Consider the following 14,805-nt stretch of genomic DNA (forward strand, 5'->3'; position numbering starts at 1 on the left):
TGTCCGGCCGTCGTCGGGCTCCGAGGATCGAGCACACCACGATCTCTCGGAGCACCGACGAAGGAGCTGGACGTGACCCTCTACAAGACGCTCGGCCGGGTCCGGGCGACGGCGCTGGTCGCCGTGCTGGGCCTGCTCATGGCGGCGGCGATCGTCGTCGTACAACCGAACCCGCCCGCCGCGTACGCGCACGGCGGGCTCACCTACCCGGCCACCCGCACCTACGCGTGCTACGTGGACGGGATCGAGAACGGCCAGGGCGGCGGCCTGAACCCGCAGAACCCGATGTGCCAGAACGCGTACGCCGTGAACGGGAACTACCCGTTCTACAACTGGTTCGGCAACCTGCTCAGCGACGCCGACGGGCGCCACAGGGAGGTGGTGCCCGACGGGAACCTGTGCGGGCCGCAGGAATCGTTCTCCGCGTTCCGCGAGCCGGGCACCGAGTGGCCGACGACGACGCTCGTGCCCGGCCAGACCATCACGTTCTCGTACAACGCCTGGGCCAAGCACCCCGGCACGTGGACGCAGTACATCACCAAGGACGGGTGGGACCCGTCCCAGCCGCTCGCGTGGGACGACCTCGAGCCCGCACCGTTCGACGAGGTGACCAACCCGCCCCTGCGCCCGGGTGGGCCGCAGGGGGACGAGTACTACTGGGACGCCACGCTGCCGTACAAGTCCGGGTACCACGTCATCTACTCGATCTGGACCCGGTCCGACAGCCCGGAGGCGTTCTACAACTGCGCCGACGTGGTGTTCACCGCGCCCACGCCGACCTCGCCGAGGTAGAGCCGCAGCGGGACAGACCCGGCCGCGGCGCCCTCGTCGGAGGGCGCCGCGGCCGACCGCTACGGAACGGTGTAGCCCGCCGCGCGGAACAGCTCGTACCACTCGGCGCGCGTCAGCGGCAGGTCGGAGCCGAGGGCCGCGCCCGCCACCCGCTCGGGGCTGGTGGTGCCGAGCACCACCTGCATCTGCGCGGGGTGACGCGTGATCCAAGCGGTGGCGATCGCGATGGCCGGAACGGAGTACTGCGCGGCGAGCCGGTCGATGACGGCGTTCAGCTCCGGGTACTCCGGCGAGCCGAGGAACACCCCGCTGAAGAACCCCGCCTGGAACGGCGACCAGGCCTGCACCGTGATGTCGTTCAGGCGGCAGTAGTCGAGCGTGCCGGAGTCCCGGCTGACCGACTGCTCCAGCGCCTGCATGTTCGCGGCCACACCTTGCGCCACGAGCGGGGCGTGGGTCACGGACAGCTGGAGCTGGTTGGCGACGATCGGCTGCGACACCGACTTGCGCAGCAGCTCGATCTGGCCCGGCGTGTGGTTGGAGACGCCGAAGGAGCGCACCTTGCCCGACGCCGACAGCTCGTCGAACGCGCGCGCCACCTCGTCCGGCTCCACGAGGGCGTCCGGGCGGTGGAGCAGCAGGATGTCGATGTAGTCGGTGCCGAGCGCGGCCAGCGAGCCGTCGACGGACTCGATGATGTGCTCGTACGAGAAGTCGAAGTACGGCCCGTCGCCCACGATGCCGGCCTTGGTCTGGAGCACGACCTGCTCGCGCTCGGACGAGGTCAGCCGCATCGCCTCGGCGAACCGCTTCTCGCAGCCGTGCGGGCCTGAGCCGTAGACGTCGGCGTGGTCGAAGAACGAGATGCCTGCGTCCCTCGCGGTCTTGATCAGGGTGCGCACCTCCTCGTCCGTCTTCTCCTGGATGCGCATCAGGCCAAGGACGACGTTCGGGACGGTGAGCTGTGTCCCGGGGAGGGTGAAGGTCTTCATGAGGTCCTTTTCTCGTGGTGTCTTGCGCGGGCCGTGTGCGGTCTTGCGAGGCGTCCGGACGCTCAGGCGCCGGCGGCGCTGAGCCGCGCCACCTCGTCGTCGGTGAGCGTCAGGTCCGCCGCCTGCGCGGAGTCCTGGACGCTCTCCGGCCGCGACGCGCCGGGGATCGGCACGACGACCGGGGCGAGCGCGAGCTCCCACGCGAGCGTCACGCGGAACGGCGAGACCCCGTGCGCCTCCGCTACCTCGAGGAACGCCGCGTACTCCGCGCCGAGCTCGCCGGAGCGGGCCAGCGCGATGCCGCCGAGCGGGCTCCACGGGAGGAACGCGATGCCCAGCTGCGCGCACAGCTCGAGCTCGGGCAGCGACGAGCGGAACCGCGGTGAGAACTGGTTCTGGACCGAGACGAGGCGCCCGCCCAGGATGTCGTTGGCCTCGCGGATCTGGTCGGGGTTCGCGTTGGAGATGCCGGCCATCTCGATGACGCCCTCGTCGAGCAGGTCGCGGATCGCACCCACCGAGTCGCCGTAGGGCACGTTCGGGTCGGGCCGGTGGAACTGGTACAGGCCGATGGCCTCGACGCCGAGCCGCTTGGCCGAGGCCTTCACGGCCACCTTCAGGTACTCGGGCCGCCCGTCCTTGGTCCAGGAGCCGTCACCCGGACGCAGGTGCCCGCCCTTGGTGGCGACGAGGACGCCGGAGGTGTCGCCACCGTAGGAGCGCAGGGCCGCTGCGATGAGCTCCTCGTTGTGGCCCACCTCGTCGGCGTGCTGGTGGTAGGCGTCAGCGGTGTCGATCAGGGTGACGCCGGCGTCGAGGGCCGCGTGGATCGTGGCGATCGAGCGGTCGCGGTCGGGTCGACCCTCGATGGACATCGGCATGCCGCCGAGACCGATCGCGGAGACGGCCCGGCCGCCGATGGTGCGGTTCTGCATGAGTAGCTCCTCGTGTCGCAACGGGTTCGAGCCTGAGACTAGGAAGCGATAACCTAGAAGTCCAACAACTCCTCATCATCATTCCTAGAACTGGTATTGCTTAATGGAACTGCGTCAGATGGAATACCTCGTCGCCCTCGCGGACGAGCGGCAGTTCACCCGGGCCGCCGAGGTCACCGGCGTCTCCCAGTCCGGGCTGTCCGCCGCGATCCGCAACCTCGAGGTCGAGCTGGGCACCAGGCTGTTCACCCGGACCACGCGCAAGGTCGAGCCGACCGAGGCGGGCCTGGCGCTGCTGCCCTTCGCCCGTACCATGCTCTCCTCCGCGACGGAGGCGCGCGACGCGGTGGTGCAGGTCTCCCGCGAGCTCGCGGGGACGCTGCGGGTCGGGTCGGAGCAGTGCCTCGGCGTCGTCGACGTCGCTTCCCTGCTCGAGCGTTTCCACCGCCGCTACCCGCTGGTGGAGATCGCGTTCACGCAGGCCGGCTCGCACGAGCTGCTGGCAGGGGTGCGCGACGGCGACCTCGACGCCGCGTTCGTCGCCACCACCGACCACGTCGGCGTGCTGCCGCGCACCGTCCTGGGCCAGGAGCCGGTGGTGCTGCTGTGCCCGCCGGAGCACCCGCTCGCGTCCCGCCCGGCCGTTGGCCGGGACGAGCTCGGCGGCGAGAGCTTCATCGACTTCCACCCGTCCTGGGCGGTGCGGCAGCTCAACGACGACGCCTTCGGCGCGCAGAACGTGCACCGCCGGGTGCGGTTCACCGTCAACGACGTGCACACGCTGCTCGACCTGGTCGACCGCGGGCTCGGTGTCGCCCTCGTGCCGCGGCACGTCGCGGCCAAGCCGCAGGCCGCCCGGCTCGTGGCCGTGCCCGTCGCGTCGGACGGCGTCGCGGACTGGGTGGTCTCGGTGGTCACCGGCTCGGACCGCCAGGACTCCCCGTCCCCGCACCTGCTCGAGCTCCTGACCGACGCCCCGTCCTGCTGAAAACCTTCCACTGTAAGAATTTCTGAGTACCATCGGGTGGGGTCGCGACGGGGCGGCCGGCGAGACGTCAGGTCGAACGAAGGGGTTCCCATGCCGACAACGATGCCAACGACATCCGTGCAGCTTTTCTCGGTCCGAGACGCGATAGCCGAAGACCTGGACGGCGCCGTCGCGCGCCTGGCCGAGATCGGGCTCCAGCACGTGGAGCCGTACGCCTTTCACGAGCGCAGAGAGGAGTACCGGCGCGCGTTCGCGGCGGCCGGCGTGACGGCGCCGTCGGGCCACGCGCCCGTGATCAGGTCGGAGACTCCCGAGGCGATCTTCGACGCGGCGGCCGCGCTGGAGATCGGCACCGTGATCGACCCCTTCATCCCTGAGGAGCACTGGCAGACCGCCGACCAGGTGGCCGACCTCGCCGAGCGGGTGAACGGGCTCGCGACGCTGGCCGCCGAGCGCGGCCTGCGGTTCGGGTACCACAACCACAGCTGGGAGCTGAGCACCCGCATCGAGGGCCGGCACGCGCTCGAGCTGTTCGTCGAGCACCTGGACCCGGCGGTCGTGCTGGAGGTCGACACCTACTGGACCGGCGTCGGCGGCGCCGACACCCCTGCGCTGCTCAGGGCGCTGGGCGACCGCGTGGGCCTCATCCACGTCAAGGACGGCACGCTGGACGGTGACGTGCTCAAGCAGCAGCCGGCCGGCTCCGGCGAGATCGGAGTGCCGGCCATCCTGGCCGCCGCCCCTCGGGCGACCCGGGTGATCGAGTTCGACGCGTATGCCGGAGACGTTTTCGCGGGCATCGCGCAGTCGCTCGCCTGGCTGACGGAGAACGACCGATGAGCCGCGTGGCGGGCGTCGGCATCATCGGCGCAGGCAACATCTCGACCCAGTACCTGGAGAACCTGAACCGGTTCCCCGACGTCGAGGTCCGGTTCGTCGCAGACCTCGACCACGCGCGCGCCGCGGCGCAGGCCCAGGCGTACGGCGTGCAGGCGTCGGGCAGCGTGGACGAGCTGCTGGCCCGCGAGGACATCGAGGTGGTCGTGAACCTCACCGTCCCCGCCGTGCACGCCGACGTCGGGCACCGCGTCCTTGCCGCAGGGAAGCACGTGTGGAGCGAGAAGCCCCTCGCGCTCGACCGGGCCGCGGCGTCGGCCCTGCTGGCCGACGCGGAAGCGCGCGGCCTGCGCGTCGCGTGCGCTCCCGACACGGTGCTGGGCGCCGGCATCCAGACCGCGCTCCGGGCGATCGCGCGCGGCGACATCGGGGACCCGCTGACGGCGACCACGATGTTCCACGTGCCGGGCCCGGAGTCGTGGCATCCCAGTCCCGACTTCCTGTTCGCGCTCGGCGGGGGCCCGCTGTTCGACATGGGCCCCTACTACGTGACCACGCTCGTGCACGTCTTCGGGTCCGCGACGCGGGTCCAAGCGGTCGCCTCCACCTCCCGCCCGACCCGGACCATCGGCAGCGGTCCCCGGGCCGGCGAGGTGTTCGACGTGCTGGTCCCGACGCACCACGCCGCGCTGATCGAGTTCGGCCCGGGGCGCTCGGCGCAGTCGACGTTCTCGTTCCAGCACGCGCTGCGCCGGAACGGGTTCGTGGAGATCAACGGCACCGAAGGCACGATCAGCCTGCCGGACCCCAACGAGTTCGGCGGGGACTCGACCCTGTGGCGGTACGGGTCCGACGAGCCGACGACGCTCCCGGCAGTCGGCCCCGAGCTCGGGCGCGGCGCAGGGGTGGTCGACCTGGTGCGCTCGATCCGCGACGGGGGCACCGAGCGCGCTTCGGGGGCGGTAGCCTCGCACGTCCTGGACATCCTGCTCGCGGTCCGGGACGCGGCGGACGGCGGCAAGCCCGTCGAGATCGACTCCGCCGTCGGGCCCGTGGCGCCCCTGCCGGACGGCTGGGACCCCACCATCGTGTCACCGGCGTAGGGGGCGGCCGAGCGCTCGTCCCCGGCGCGGGGCGCTCGGTATAGCAGGCGGGTAGGTGCCAGGTCTGGTGAAGAACGTTCAGCTGAGGACCGGGTTTGCGGGCTGTGCTGAATTATCTGGCTCAGCTGAACTTTGCGGGGCTGAGCCGAACGTTCTTCACCAGACCTGGCACCTGCCGATCGGGTGTACCTCACGCCTCGGCAGGTCGGCTTCCGGCCTGTCCAGCGGCCTCGACCCCAGCTGCCTCGGCTCGCCCGGCGCCCGGCAGGAGCCGTTCCAGCAGCTCCAGCGAGCGGCGGACGTCGACGGTGTCGGAGGCGAGCAGCCACTGCAGCTGCAGGCCGTCCGACGCCGCCACGACCAGGGCGGCCGCGTCCTCCGGGTCGACGTCGGCGGCTATTGCGCCGGACCGCTGCCCGGCCCGGACCCGCTCGGCGAGGTCCGCCCGGACCCGCCGGTACCGGGCCTGCACGAACTCGCGCGTCTCCGGGTGCTGCCGCTCCTGCAGGGCGTCGGTGGTCAGCGTCGCGTAGAGCTCGACAAGCCCGGGGATGGAGCGGTTCCGCTCGGCGCTCATCTCCATCATGGCGACCGCCGAGACCTCCTCGGGTGCCGACCCTTCACGCGCCTGCGCCTCATGCACCTGGGACTCGTGCGCCCGGTAGACCTCGACGAGCAGCTCGTCGCGGTTGGCGAAGTAGTAGCGCAGCGCGGCGTGCGAGACGCCGATCGCCTCGCCGATCGCGCGCAGCGAGGCGCCTACGCCGCGCTCGGCGAACAGCTCCATGGCACGCAGGAGGATCTGTGCGCGCCGCTCCGGGCCCTTCCGGTACGACCGCCCGCGGGACCCGGCCTCGCTGTTCGCCATGGACGCCATCGTACGAAGTCGGCCGGAATGCATCGGCGCTTGCCGAGGTTGCGGAGCGCATGAGCACCTTCGGCATCATCGGATCAGGAAACATCGGCAGCCAGGTCGCGCGTCTCGCGATCGCGCAGGGCAACGACGTGGTGATCGCGAACTCGCGCGGTCCCGAGACGCTCGCGGACCTCGTCGCGGAGCTGGGGCCGCGCGCCCGGGCGGCGACGGCCCAGGAAGCCGCGGCCGCCGCCGACGTCGCGCTCGTCGCGGTGCCGCTCAAGGCCTACCGCGACGTCCCGGTCGAGCCCCTGGCGGGCAAGATCGTGCTCGACGCGAACAACTACTACTGGGAGCGTGACGGTCGCATCGAGGCGCTCGACCGGGGCGAGGTGACGACGTCCGGCCTGCTGCAGGAGCACCTGCCCACCTCGAAGGTCGTCAAGGCGTTCAACCACATCACCGCCCCGACCATCAGCACGGACGGGCGCCCGGCGGGCACGCAGGACCGCAGGGCGCTGGCGACGGCGAGCGACCACCCGGAGGCGGTCGACCTGGTCACCCGGTTCTACGACGAGGCAGGCTTCGACACCGTGAACGTCGGACCGCTCAGCGAGTCCTGGCGCGTCGAGCGGGACCGGCCGGCCTACGTGGTGCGCCAGAACGCCGAGGAGCTCGAGGCGAACCTGGCCAAGGCGCCGCGCGTCGTCTGACCTGCACGCTGCCCGCTGAACCCTCGCCGCGGCTCGGATATCGTCGTGTGATGCCGAGCACGAGCCCCGACGATCCCTGGTCGAGCGTCGCCGACGACTGGGGCCGCTACTGGGGCGGCTTCGCGCGGCCCGTGTGGGAGCCGCTGCTGGCCACCGCGGCGATCGGGCCAGGCACCCGCGTGCTCGACGTCGGCTGCGGCACGGGCGAGCTGCTCGAACACCTCCAGCAGCGAGGCGCCCGGCCCGCCGGCGTCGACCCGGCGCCCCGGATGGTCGAGCTCGCCCGGGCGCGGGCCGTCGGCGCGGACGTGCGGCCCGGTGACTTCGAACAGCTCCCGTTCGACGACGGCGCCTTCGAAGCGCTGCTCGCCGTGAACGCCTTCCAGCTCGCCGGGGACCAGGAGCGCGCGCTCGCCGAGGCCGGGCGCGTGCTGACACCGGGCGGGACCGTCGGCCTCGCCGGCTGGGCCGAGCGCGAGCGGAACGACCTGGACGTGATCAACAGCGCGCTCGCGGCGGCCGACGACGAGGAGCCGCCGGAGGACGGTCCGCTGCGGGTCGAGGGCGGTCTCACGGACCTGCTGCGCACAGTGGGCTGGGACGTGCTCGACGGCGGCGTCGTGCCCGTCGCGTGGACGGCGCGGCACGACACGGACCTGGTGCGCGGAGTCCTGTTCGGTGAGGACGCGTCGACGATCGCGGACCTGGCGCCGGTAGTGATCGCCGCCGCGGCCTCGTTCCGGGGGCCGGCCGGTGGCTACCGGCTCATCAACGCCTTCCGCTGGGTGGTGGCGCGGCGCCCCGAGCGCTGACCCGGCCTGGCCTGGCCCCGGCACCGTCATGAGAACCGTTATCATCTAGGCGACGCCCTCCGGCGTCGTCGGACGATGAGGAGAGGCGCGATGAGCAGCCCCGCCGCGAACGGCCGCGTGCCCGTGGTGACCCTGACCGGGCATCTCGGCGCGGGCAAGACCACGCTGCTCAACCACCTGCTGCAGCAGCCGGGCGCGCGGGTCGGCGTGATCGTCAACGACTTCGGCGACGTCAACGTCGACGCGGGCCTCGTCACCGGCCAGATCGACGAGCCGGCTTCCATCGCCGGCGGCTGCCTGTGCTGCCTGCCCGACGCCGGCGGCCTCGACGACGCCCTCGAGAAGCTCACCCACCCCCGGCTGGGGCTGGACGTCGTCCTGGTCGAGGCCAGCGGCATCGCCGACCCGCTGACGCTGTCCCGCATGATCCGGTTCAGCGGGGTCGAGCGGGTGCGGCCAGGGGGAGTGGTCGACGTGGTCGACGCCGTCGAGCACTTCGGCACCGTCGACGACGGGGGTGACCCGCCCGCGCGGTACGCGGTGACGTCGCTCGTCGTCGTCAACAAGACCGACCGCCTGCCTGCCGGCGAGGCCGAGCGCACGCTCGCCCGCATCGAGGCCCGGGTCCACGAGCGCAACCCCGCCGCCCAGGTGGTGCGCACCTCGTACGGGCGCGTGGACCCAGCCCTGGTCTACGACGCGGCGTCCGTCGAGGACCCACCCGACCAGCTCCCGCTCGCCGCGCTGCTCCGCGACGCTCGCGAGCACGACCACGAGCACGCCGACGCCGTCACGGTCACCGCGGCCGGTCCGGTCAGCCCAGGGCGCCTGGTCGACCTGCTGGAGGATCCGCCGCCGGGCGCGTACCGGATCAAGGGGCGGGTCGTCGTCGACACCGGCCGCAGCCTGCGCGGCTACGTCGTGAACGTCGTGGGCCGCTCTGTGCACGTGAGCAGCAGGCGGGTCGACGGCGACGGCGCCGGGGAGCTCGTCGCCATCGGCATGCACCTCGACGTCGGGCACGTGCGGGACCGGCTGGAGCACGCGCTGACGCCGTCCGCCCCGGATGCCCAGGGCTTCGCCCGGCTCCAGCGCTACCGGCGGCTCAGCGCCTGAGCCGGTCGGCCGTAAGGTGAGTTCACGTGAGCACGACGCCGACGGACCACGACCTGCCCATCCTGCGCGTACCCGGGGTGCGGGCCCTGCTGTGGACGTCGGTGTTCGGCTTCGCAGGCTATGCGCTGCTGCTCCCGACGGCGCCGTTGTGGGCTATCCGCGGTGGCGCGGACGAGGGCGGAGCCGGCCTGGTCAACGCCGTGCTGATGCTCGCGACCGTCGCCGTCCAGACCACCGTGCCGTGGTCGCTGCGCCGGTTGGGCTGGCGCACCACGCTCAGCATCGGGGTGCTGCTGCTCGGCCTGCCCTCGTTCGCGCTCATGCTCACCGACCAGCTCGCCGGGATCCTGGCCGTGTCCGCCGTCCGCGGCGCCGGCTTCGCGATCCTCACCGTGTGCGGTGCGAGCGCCGTCGCCTCGCTGGTCGACGCCACCCGGCGCGGGCGGGCGATCGGCGTCTACGGGCTCGCCGTCGCCGCCCCGCAGCTCTTCCTCGTGCCGAGCGCCGCCTGGATCGCCGAGTCGATCGACTTCCGCGTGGTCTTCGTGCTCGGTGCCGCCCCGGCGCTCGCGGTGCCGTTCGCCGCAGCCCTGGGCCGACGCCTCGACGACATCGCCGAGGCCGGCGTCCCCGACACCGGTGACGAGGCCCGGCCCGGACGCGGCCGGATGCTCCTGGCCCTCGCGCTGCCCTCGCTCGTCCTGCTCGCCGTGACCACCCCGGGCGGGGCCCTGCTCACCTTCGCCCCGCAGTTCCGGCACGGCTCGACGGTCGCGGTGCTCGGCCTGCTCGGGTTCACCGCTGCGGCGGCGCTGTCCCGCTGGCTCGTCGGCGGGCCGGCCGACCGCTTCGGGCCGAGCCGGTTCATCTCCCCGCTGCTCGCCCTCTGTGCAGGCGGCCTCGCGCTGTGTGCCTGGTCGCTCACCGAGACCGGCCCCGGTCCGGCGGTGCTCGCCGCGGGCATGACGGTCGTCGGTGTGGCCTACGGCAGCCTCCAGAACCTGACGCTGGTCACGGCGTTCGCCGCGGTGCCCGACCGGGACCGCAGCCTCGCCAGCGCGGTCTGGAACATCGGGTTCGACACCGGTACAGGGCTCGGCTCGCTCGTCGTCGGCTTCATCGCCGCAGGGACCAGCTTCTCCGTCGGCCTGCTGACCACGGCTGCGCTGTGCGTGGTGATCGCTGTGGTCGCCCTGGTGGGGGGCGGGAGCGCGGGCCGAGTGGTCGGTAGAACGTCAGGTGATCGGTAGCTCAAGGCGCCGATCACCTGACGTCCTGCCGACCACACTGCTCCGCTGCCTTGACGGCCGGGCCCCGGGGCGGGCATGCTGGGCGGTATTCCGGAAACGTTTCCAGCGAATTTGCCTCGGCACTCTGGAAACGTTTCCAGAGAAGTTCCAGCCAGCGAACAACAGCTCACGACGAAGTGGAGTGACAGTGTCGTCATCACGCGCCACCCTGATGCAGGTGGCGGAGCGCGCCGGGGTCTCGCTCGCGTCGACCTCGCGGGCGCTGCACGGCACGGGAGCGAGCCGGACCATGGTGGATCGCGTCCGTGCCGCGGCCGCCGAGCTGGGCTACAGCCCGGACGCGATCGGCCGGTCGCTGCGGATGAAGCGGACCTTCCAGGTCGCGTTCGCCGTCGCCGACATCGGCAACCCGGTCTACGTCGAGATGCTCACCGCCATCCACGAGGTGGTCGCGCCCCACGGCTACCGCGTGGTCGTCATGTCCACGGGCCCGACGGTCGGCACCACGGTGGACCTGGTCCGCAGCCTCGGCAGCGGGTTCGTCGACGGGCTGATCGTGAGCCCCCTGCGCACCGACGACGCCCTCGTGGAAGCCATCCGGCAGGCACCCGTGCCCGTCGTCGTGATCGGCCGCTCGCTCGAGAAGCAGGGCATCGACTCGGTCTCCACCGACTCGGCGGCCGGCCTCGGCCAGGCCGTCGCCCACCTCGTCGAGATCGGCCGACGCCGGATCGGGTTCGTCAACGGCCCGCTCGACACCACGCCGGGCGCCGCCCGCCAGCGCGGGTTCGACGCCGCCACCAGCGCCGCCGCGTTCGCCGGGGACCACACGGAGACGGAGCGGGCCGACGACTTCACCGTCGCCGCTGGGCTCGCCGCCGCGCGGCGCCTCCTCGCGCGCGACCCGGAGGCGGGCCCGTTCGACGCCGTCGTCGCCGCCAACGACCTGCTCGCCATCGGTGTCATCCGGGCCGCGGGGGAGCTGGGGCTCTCCGTGCCCCGTGACCTCGCCGTCACCGGGATGGACGACACCGAGATCGGCCGCGTCTTCCAGCCGAGCCTGACCAGCGTCTCCCTCGGATCGGCCGACCGTGGCCGCGCCGCCGCGCAGCTCGTCCTCGACCGGGTCGGCGACGCCGTCGAGCCCGCCCGGCAGATCGCCATCGGCCCGCACCTCGTCGTGCGCGAGTCCACCGCCACACAGGAGAAGAGCGCACGATGACCGTCGTTACCTCGCCCCGGCCGCCGTCGCAGGCGCCCCGACCAGGACGCCGCCGTGGTCCGACCGGTCTGGACCGGGCCCGACGCCGCGAAGCAGCGGCGCTGGTGATGCCGTCCCTGCTGCCCATCCTGGTGCTGTCGGTGGCGCCGCTCCTCATGGGCGTGCTGCTGGCGTTCACCGATGCAGAGCTCGTGCGCAGCCCCGACTACCAGTTCGTCGGAGTCGACAACTTCACGCGGCTGATGGGCAGCTCGTTCTTCTGGGACTCGTTCCGCATCGGCATGACGTGGGCCGTCTCCGTGACGCTCCTCCAGCTGGTCGCGGCACTGGGTCTCGCGCAGCTGCTCAACTCCGGCCTGCGCCTGCAGGCGCTCACCCGGGTGCTCGCCCTCATCCCGTGGGCGATGCCGCCCGTCGTCGTGGCGATCATGTGGAAGATGATCTACTCGCCCAACGCCGGACCGCTCAACGCGTTCCTCGGCTCGCTGGGCCTGCCGGACGACATCAACTGGCTCGCCGACTTCTCCACCGCGCTGCCCGCCGTCATCGTCGTCGGCGTCTGGGTCGGGATGCCGCAGACCACCGTGACGCTGCTGGCAGGGCTGCAGCAGATCCCGGACGAGCTGCACGAGGCCGCCGCGATCGACGGCGCCGGGGCGTGGCGCCGGTTCACGGCCGTGACGCTGCCGAGCCTCCGGCCCATCGTCACGTCGATCACCTCGCTGAACTTCATCTGGAACTTCAACTCGTTCTCCCTGGTCTACGTGCTGACCGAGGGCGGGCCGGGCGGCCGCACGATGCTGCCGATGCTGTTCACCTACCTGGAGGCGTTCAAGAACCGCAACATCGGGTACGCGGCGGCGATGGGTGTCGTGCTCGTCGTCGTTGTCGTCGCCCTCCTCGCGGTCTACCTGCGGTCGCAGCTCCGCGACGACCGCTTCGAGACGAAGAAGAAAGGGGGGCTGAGCTGATGCGCGTCTTTGCCCAGCAGCTGGTCCGCCCCGCCCAGTACGTGGCGCTGGCTGGTTACATCCTGTTCCTCGGCTTCCCGCTGCTGTGGCTCGTCTCGGCGTCGGTCAAGTCGTCCGCGGAGCTCAACTCGCTCGTGGTGAACCTGCTGCCGCAGGAGTGGCACTGGGCGAACTACTCCGAGGCGCTGGCCCGCCAGGGTCTCGTGAGCTCCGCGGGGAACAGTGCGATGGTGGCGCTGGCGTCCACGGCACTCGTCATCCTCATCGCCCTGCCCGCTTCATACGTGCTGGCACGGCTCAAGGGCACGATCCGGGTGGCAGGCGTCGGCTGGATCCTCGTGAGCCAGGTGTTCCCGGTGATCCTCGTGATCCTGCCGCTGTTCCTCATCCTGCGGACCATCGGGCTGACGGACAGCCTGGTCGGGCTCACCCTCGTGCACACCACGTACACGATGCCGTTCGCGCTGTGGATGCTCCAGGGCTACGTGGCCGCCATCCCCGTGGACCTCGAGGAGGCCGGGGCGATGGACGGCGGCAACCGCCTGGTCGTGCTGCGCCGCATCGTCTTCCCGCTGCTGGCCCCCGGCGTCGTCGCGACGGCGATGTTCAGCTTCGTCTCGTCGTGGAACGAGTTCTTCTTCGCTCTCGTGCTGCTCCAGTCACCCGAGAACTACACCCTGCCCATCACGCTGTCGACGTTCATCGGCGGCGAGGGCAAGGTCGCGCTCGGCCCCCTCGCGGCGGGCTCGGTGCTCGCCGCGATCCCCAGCATCGTCTTCTTCTCGATCATGCAGAAGAAGCTCACCGGCGGCCTCATGGCCGGGGCGGTCAAGGGATGACCGTCCCTCGATGCCCAACCACCCGCCCTGCACCATCTCTGACGAAAGGTAGACCCATGAAGACTCGTGGAGTGTCCATCGCCGCATGCCTCACGATCACCACCGCGCTGCTCGCGTCCTGCGGCAGCGGTGACGCCGCCGACGACGGCCCGGTGACGCTGAAGTTCCAGGCCCTCTCGGACCAGCCCGCCGCCATCGCCGAGACGGAGTCGATCGTCGCGGACTGGAACGAGGAGAACCCGGACGTCCAGGTCGAGATCGTCCCGGCCGGCTGGGACGGCGTCTACGACAAGCTGATCACCCAGTTCAACGGGGGCGCCGCGCCCGACATCATCCACTACGAGGCCGCGAGCATCGTGTCCTTCGCCCGCGACGGCTACCTCGCCGACCTCACCGACCTGATGTCGGACGAGCGCCGCGCGGACATCCCCGAGGGCATCCTCGACTCGGTGACGGTCGACGAGCAGCTGATCGCGTACCCGACCGAGCTGCAGTCGTACATGGTGTTCGCGAACCGCACGCTGCTGGAGGACGCCGGGGTGGAGATCCCGACCGGCGACACCATGACGTGGGACGAGCTGCGCGAGATCGCCAGGGCCACCACGGACGGCGACGAGGTCTACGGCCTCGGCTGGGGTCTGTCGAGCCCGACGGCGGCGTTCATGTCGCTGGCCCCCGGGTTCGGCGGCACCTACTTCGAGGGCACGGGGGAGGACGCCACCCTGACCGTCGACGACGGCGAGATGGCCCTGCCCGAGCTGGTGCACGACATGGCGTACGAGGACGAGTCGATCCTGCCGGTGACCATGACGCAGTCGGGTTCCGAGGCCATCGCCTCGTTCTACGCCGGGCAGACGGCGATGACCGTGCAGGGCTCCTACCAGGCCGCGAACATCGCCAAGGACGCGCCGAAGGACTTCGACTGGGTGGCGCTCCCGCCGCTGGCCGGACCCGAGGGGCCGCAGCAGGCGGCCAACCCGCAGACGCTCTCGGTCAACATCGACTCCGAGCACGTGGAGGAGTCGGCCGAGTTCATCGAGTTCTTCACGCAGACCGAGCACCTCGCCGCGCTCAACGAGGCGGACGCGCTGATCCCGGCGACGACGTCGGCCCAGGAGCACCTGGCGGAGAAGCTGGGCGACGAGAACGGCTGGGACACGATCCTGGCCTCGGGGCAGAACTTCGTCTCCGCGCCGTACCTGTTCGTCGACTCCTACGCGCAGTGGAAGGACACGGTGGCCACCCCGGCCTACCAGCGCTACCTGGCCCAGGAGACGGACGAGACGGAGCTGGCGGACCAGCTCACCAACGGCTGGGACGAGATCACGCAGTAGCCAGGCCGCGCCGTAGGGCGTGCCGAAGAACGACGTGTACGAGTA

Annotated in this window: 15 protein-coding genes; 12 read left to right on the forward strand and 3 right to left on the reverse strand. The window is 71.6% G+C overall.

Translation table 11 applies throughout. The features are described from left to right. Nucleotides 1-72 precede the first annotated feature (72 nt). Nucleotides 73-792 carry a lytic polysaccharide monooxygenase auxiliary activity family 9 protein gene (locus APR04_RS01435; protein ID WP_253867370.1) on the forward strand — a complete coding sequence of 240 codons (720 nt, stop codon included), beginning with the start codon at nt 73-75 and terminating at the stop codon, nt 790-792. A 59-nt stretch (nt 793-851) separates the two neighbouring features. Here the strand turns inward: APR04_RS01435 and APR04_RS01440 are convergent, their stop codons facing one another. Further along, nucleotides 852-1,784, reverse strand: a complete 933-nt coding sequence (locus APR04_RS01440) for an aldo/keto reductase (protein ID WP_253867371.1) — start codon at nt 1,782-1,784, stop codon at nt 852-854. Between the two features lie 62 nt (nt 1,785-1,846). Next, on the reverse strand, nt 1,847-2,719 hold the full coding sequence (locus APR04_RS01445) for an aldo/keto reductase (protein ID WP_253867372.1): 873 nt from the start codon (nt 2,717-2,719) through the stop codon (nt 1,847-1,849). 118 nt (nt 2,720-2,837) lie between these two features. On the opposite strand from APR04_RS01445, the gene APR04_RS01450 reads away from it, so the two are divergent. From APR04_RS01450 to APR04_RS01460, 3 genes are all read left to right on the forward strand, one after another. After that, the gene (locus APR04_RS01450; protein WP_253867373.1) at nt 2,838-3,707 is read left to right on the forward strand and encodes a LysR family transcriptional regulator; all 870 of its coding nucleotides are present in this window, start codon (nt 2,838-2,840) and stop codon (nt 3,705-3,707) included. Between the two features lie 102 nt (nt 3,708-3,809). After that, nucleotides 3,810-4,547 carry a sugar phosphate isomerase/epimerase family protein gene (locus APR04_RS01455; RefSeq protein WP_253867374.1) on the forward strand — a complete coding sequence of 246 codons (738 nt, stop codon included), beginning with the start codon at nt 3,810-3,812 and terminating at the stop codon, nt 4,545-4,547. Continuing rightward, nucleotides 4,544-5,647, forward strand: a complete 1,104-nt coding sequence (locus APR04_RS01460; RefSeq protein ID WP_253867375.1) for a Gfo/Idh/MocA family protein — start codon at nt 4,544-4,546, stop codon at nt 5,645-5,647. Before APR04_RS01455 ends, APR04_RS01460 begins: the two co-directional genes overlap by 4 nt. A 190-nt stretch (nt 5,648-5,837) precedes the next feature. On the opposite strand, the gene APR04_RS01465 is transcribed toward APR04_RS01460, so the two are convergent. Beyond that, nucleotides 5,838-6,515, reverse strand: a complete 678-nt coding sequence (locus APR04_RS01465) for a TetR/AcrR family transcriptional regulator (RefSeq protein WP_253867376.1) — start codon at nt 6,513-6,515, stop codon at nt 5,838-5,840. A gap of 59 nt (nt 6,516-6,574) precedes the next feature. On the opposite strand from APR04_RS01465, the gene APR04_RS01470 reads away from it, so the two are divergent. The 8 genes from APR04_RS01470 to APR04_RS01505 all read left to right on the forward strand — a co-directional run bounded on the left by APR04_RS01470 (nt 6,575) and on the right by APR04_RS01505 (nt 14,760). Continuing rightward, nucleotides 6,575-7,216, forward strand: coding sequence for an NADPH-dependent F420 reductase (locus tag APR04_RS01470; protein WP_253867377.1), 642 nt, complete (start codon nt 6,575-6,577; stop codon nt 7,214-7,216). Between the two features lie 50 nt (nt 7,217-7,266). Continuing rightward, complete coding sequence (locus tag APR04_RS01475; RefSeq protein ID WP_253867378.1) at nt 7,267-8,028, forward strand: class I SAM-dependent methyltransferase; 762 nt, start codon at nt 7,267-7,269, stop codon at nt 8,026-8,028. 90 nt (nt 8,029-8,118) lie between these two features. Next, nucleotides 8,119-9,144, forward strand: a complete 1,026-nt coding sequence (locus APR04_RS01480; RefSeq protein ID WP_253867379.1) for a CobW family GTP-binding protein — start codon at nt 8,119-8,121, stop codon at nt 9,142-9,144. A 26-nt stretch (nt 9,145-9,170) separates the two neighbouring features. Next, the gene (locus APR04_RS01485; protein ID WP_253867380.1) at nt 9,171-10,394 is read left to right on the forward strand and encodes an MFS transporter; all 1,224 of its coding nucleotides are present in this window, start codon (nt 9,171-9,173) and stop codon (nt 10,392-10,394) included. Nucleotides 10,395-10,581: 187 nt separating this feature from the next. Further along, complete coding sequence (locus tag APR04_RS01490) at nt 10,582-11,616, forward strand: LacI family DNA-binding transcriptional regulator (protein ID WP_253867381.1); 1,035 nt, start codon at nt 10,582-10,584, stop codon at nt 11,614-11,616. After that, nucleotides 11,613-12,587, forward strand: coding sequence for a carbohydrate ABC transporter permease (locus tag APR04_RS01495; protein ID WP_253867382.1), 975 nt, complete (start codon nt 11,613-11,615; stop codon nt 12,585-12,587). The genes APR04_RS01490 and APR04_RS01495 overlap by 4 nt, the downstream gene beginning before the upstream one ends. Then, nucleotides 12,587-13,426 (forward strand): carbohydrate ABC transporter permease, encoded by an 840-nt coding sequence (locus APR04_RS01500; protein WP_253867383.1) that lies wholly within the window; start codon nt 12,587-12,589, stop codon nt 13,424-13,426. Before APR04_RS01495 ends, APR04_RS01500 begins: the two co-directional genes overlap by 1 nt. 56 nt (nt 13,427-13,482) lie before the next feature. Next, on the forward strand, nt 13,483-14,760 hold the full coding sequence (locus APR04_RS01505; RefSeq protein ID WP_253867384.1) for an ABC transporter substrate-binding protein: 1,278 nt from the start codon (nt 13,483-13,485) through the stop codon (nt 14,758-14,760). Nucleotides 14,761-14,805 lie beyond the last annotated feature (45 nt).

This window comes from Promicromonospora umidemergens (assembly GCF_024171995.1).
GTDB classification, from domain to species: Bacteria; Actinomycetota; Actinomycetes; order Actinomycetales; family Cellulomonadaceae; genus Promicromonospora; species Promicromonospora umidemergens.

Coding starts and splice junctions, on each gene's coding strand:
- APR04_RS01460 (WP_253867375.1), top strand. CDS start 4,544: ATGAGCCGCGTGGCGGGCGTCGGCATCATCGGCGCAGGCAACATCTCG.
- APR04_RS01475 (WP_253867378.1), top strand. CDS start 7,267: ATGCCGAGCACGAGCCCCGACGATCCCTGGTCGAGCGTCGCCGACGAC.
- APR04_RS01450 (WP_253867373.1), top strand. CDS start 2,838: ATGGAATACCTCGTCGCCCTCGCGGACGAGCGGCAGTTCACCCGGGCC.
- APR04_RS01445 (WP_253867372.1), bottom strand. CDS start 2,719: ATGCAGAACCGCACCATCGGCGGCCGGGCCGTCTCCGCGATCGGTCTC.
- APR04_RS01500 (WP_253867383.1), top strand. CDS start 12,587: ATGCGCGTCTTTGCCCAGCAGCTGGTCCGCCCCGCCCAGTACGTGGCG.
- APR04_RS01470 (WP_253867377.1), top strand. CDS start 6,575: ATGAGCACCTTCGGCATCATCGGATCAGGAAACATCGGCAGCCAGGTC.
- APR04_RS01455 (WP_253867374.1), top strand. CDS start 3,810: ATGCCAACGACATCCGTGCAGCTTTTCTCGGTCCGAGACGCGATAGCC.
- APR04_RS01505 (WP_253867384.1), top strand. CDS start 13,483: ATGAAGACTCGTGGAGTGTCCATCGCCGCATGCCTCACGATCACCACC.
- APR04_RS01465 (WP_253867376.1), bottom strand. CDS start 6,515: ATGGCGAACAGCGAGGCCGGGTCCCGCGGGCGGTCGTACCGGAAGGGC.
- APR04_RS01480 (WP_253867379.1), top strand. CDS start 8,119: ATGAGCAGCCCCGCCGCGAACGGCCGCGTGCCCGTGGTGACCCTGACC.
- APR04_RS01440 (WP_253867371.1), bottom strand. CDS start 1,784: ATGAAGACCTTCACCCTCCCCGGGACACAGCTCACCGTCCCGAACGTC.
- APR04_RS01495 (WP_253867382.1), top strand. CDS start 11,613: ATGACCGTCGTTACCTCGCCCCGGCCGCCGTCGCAGGCGCCCCGACCA.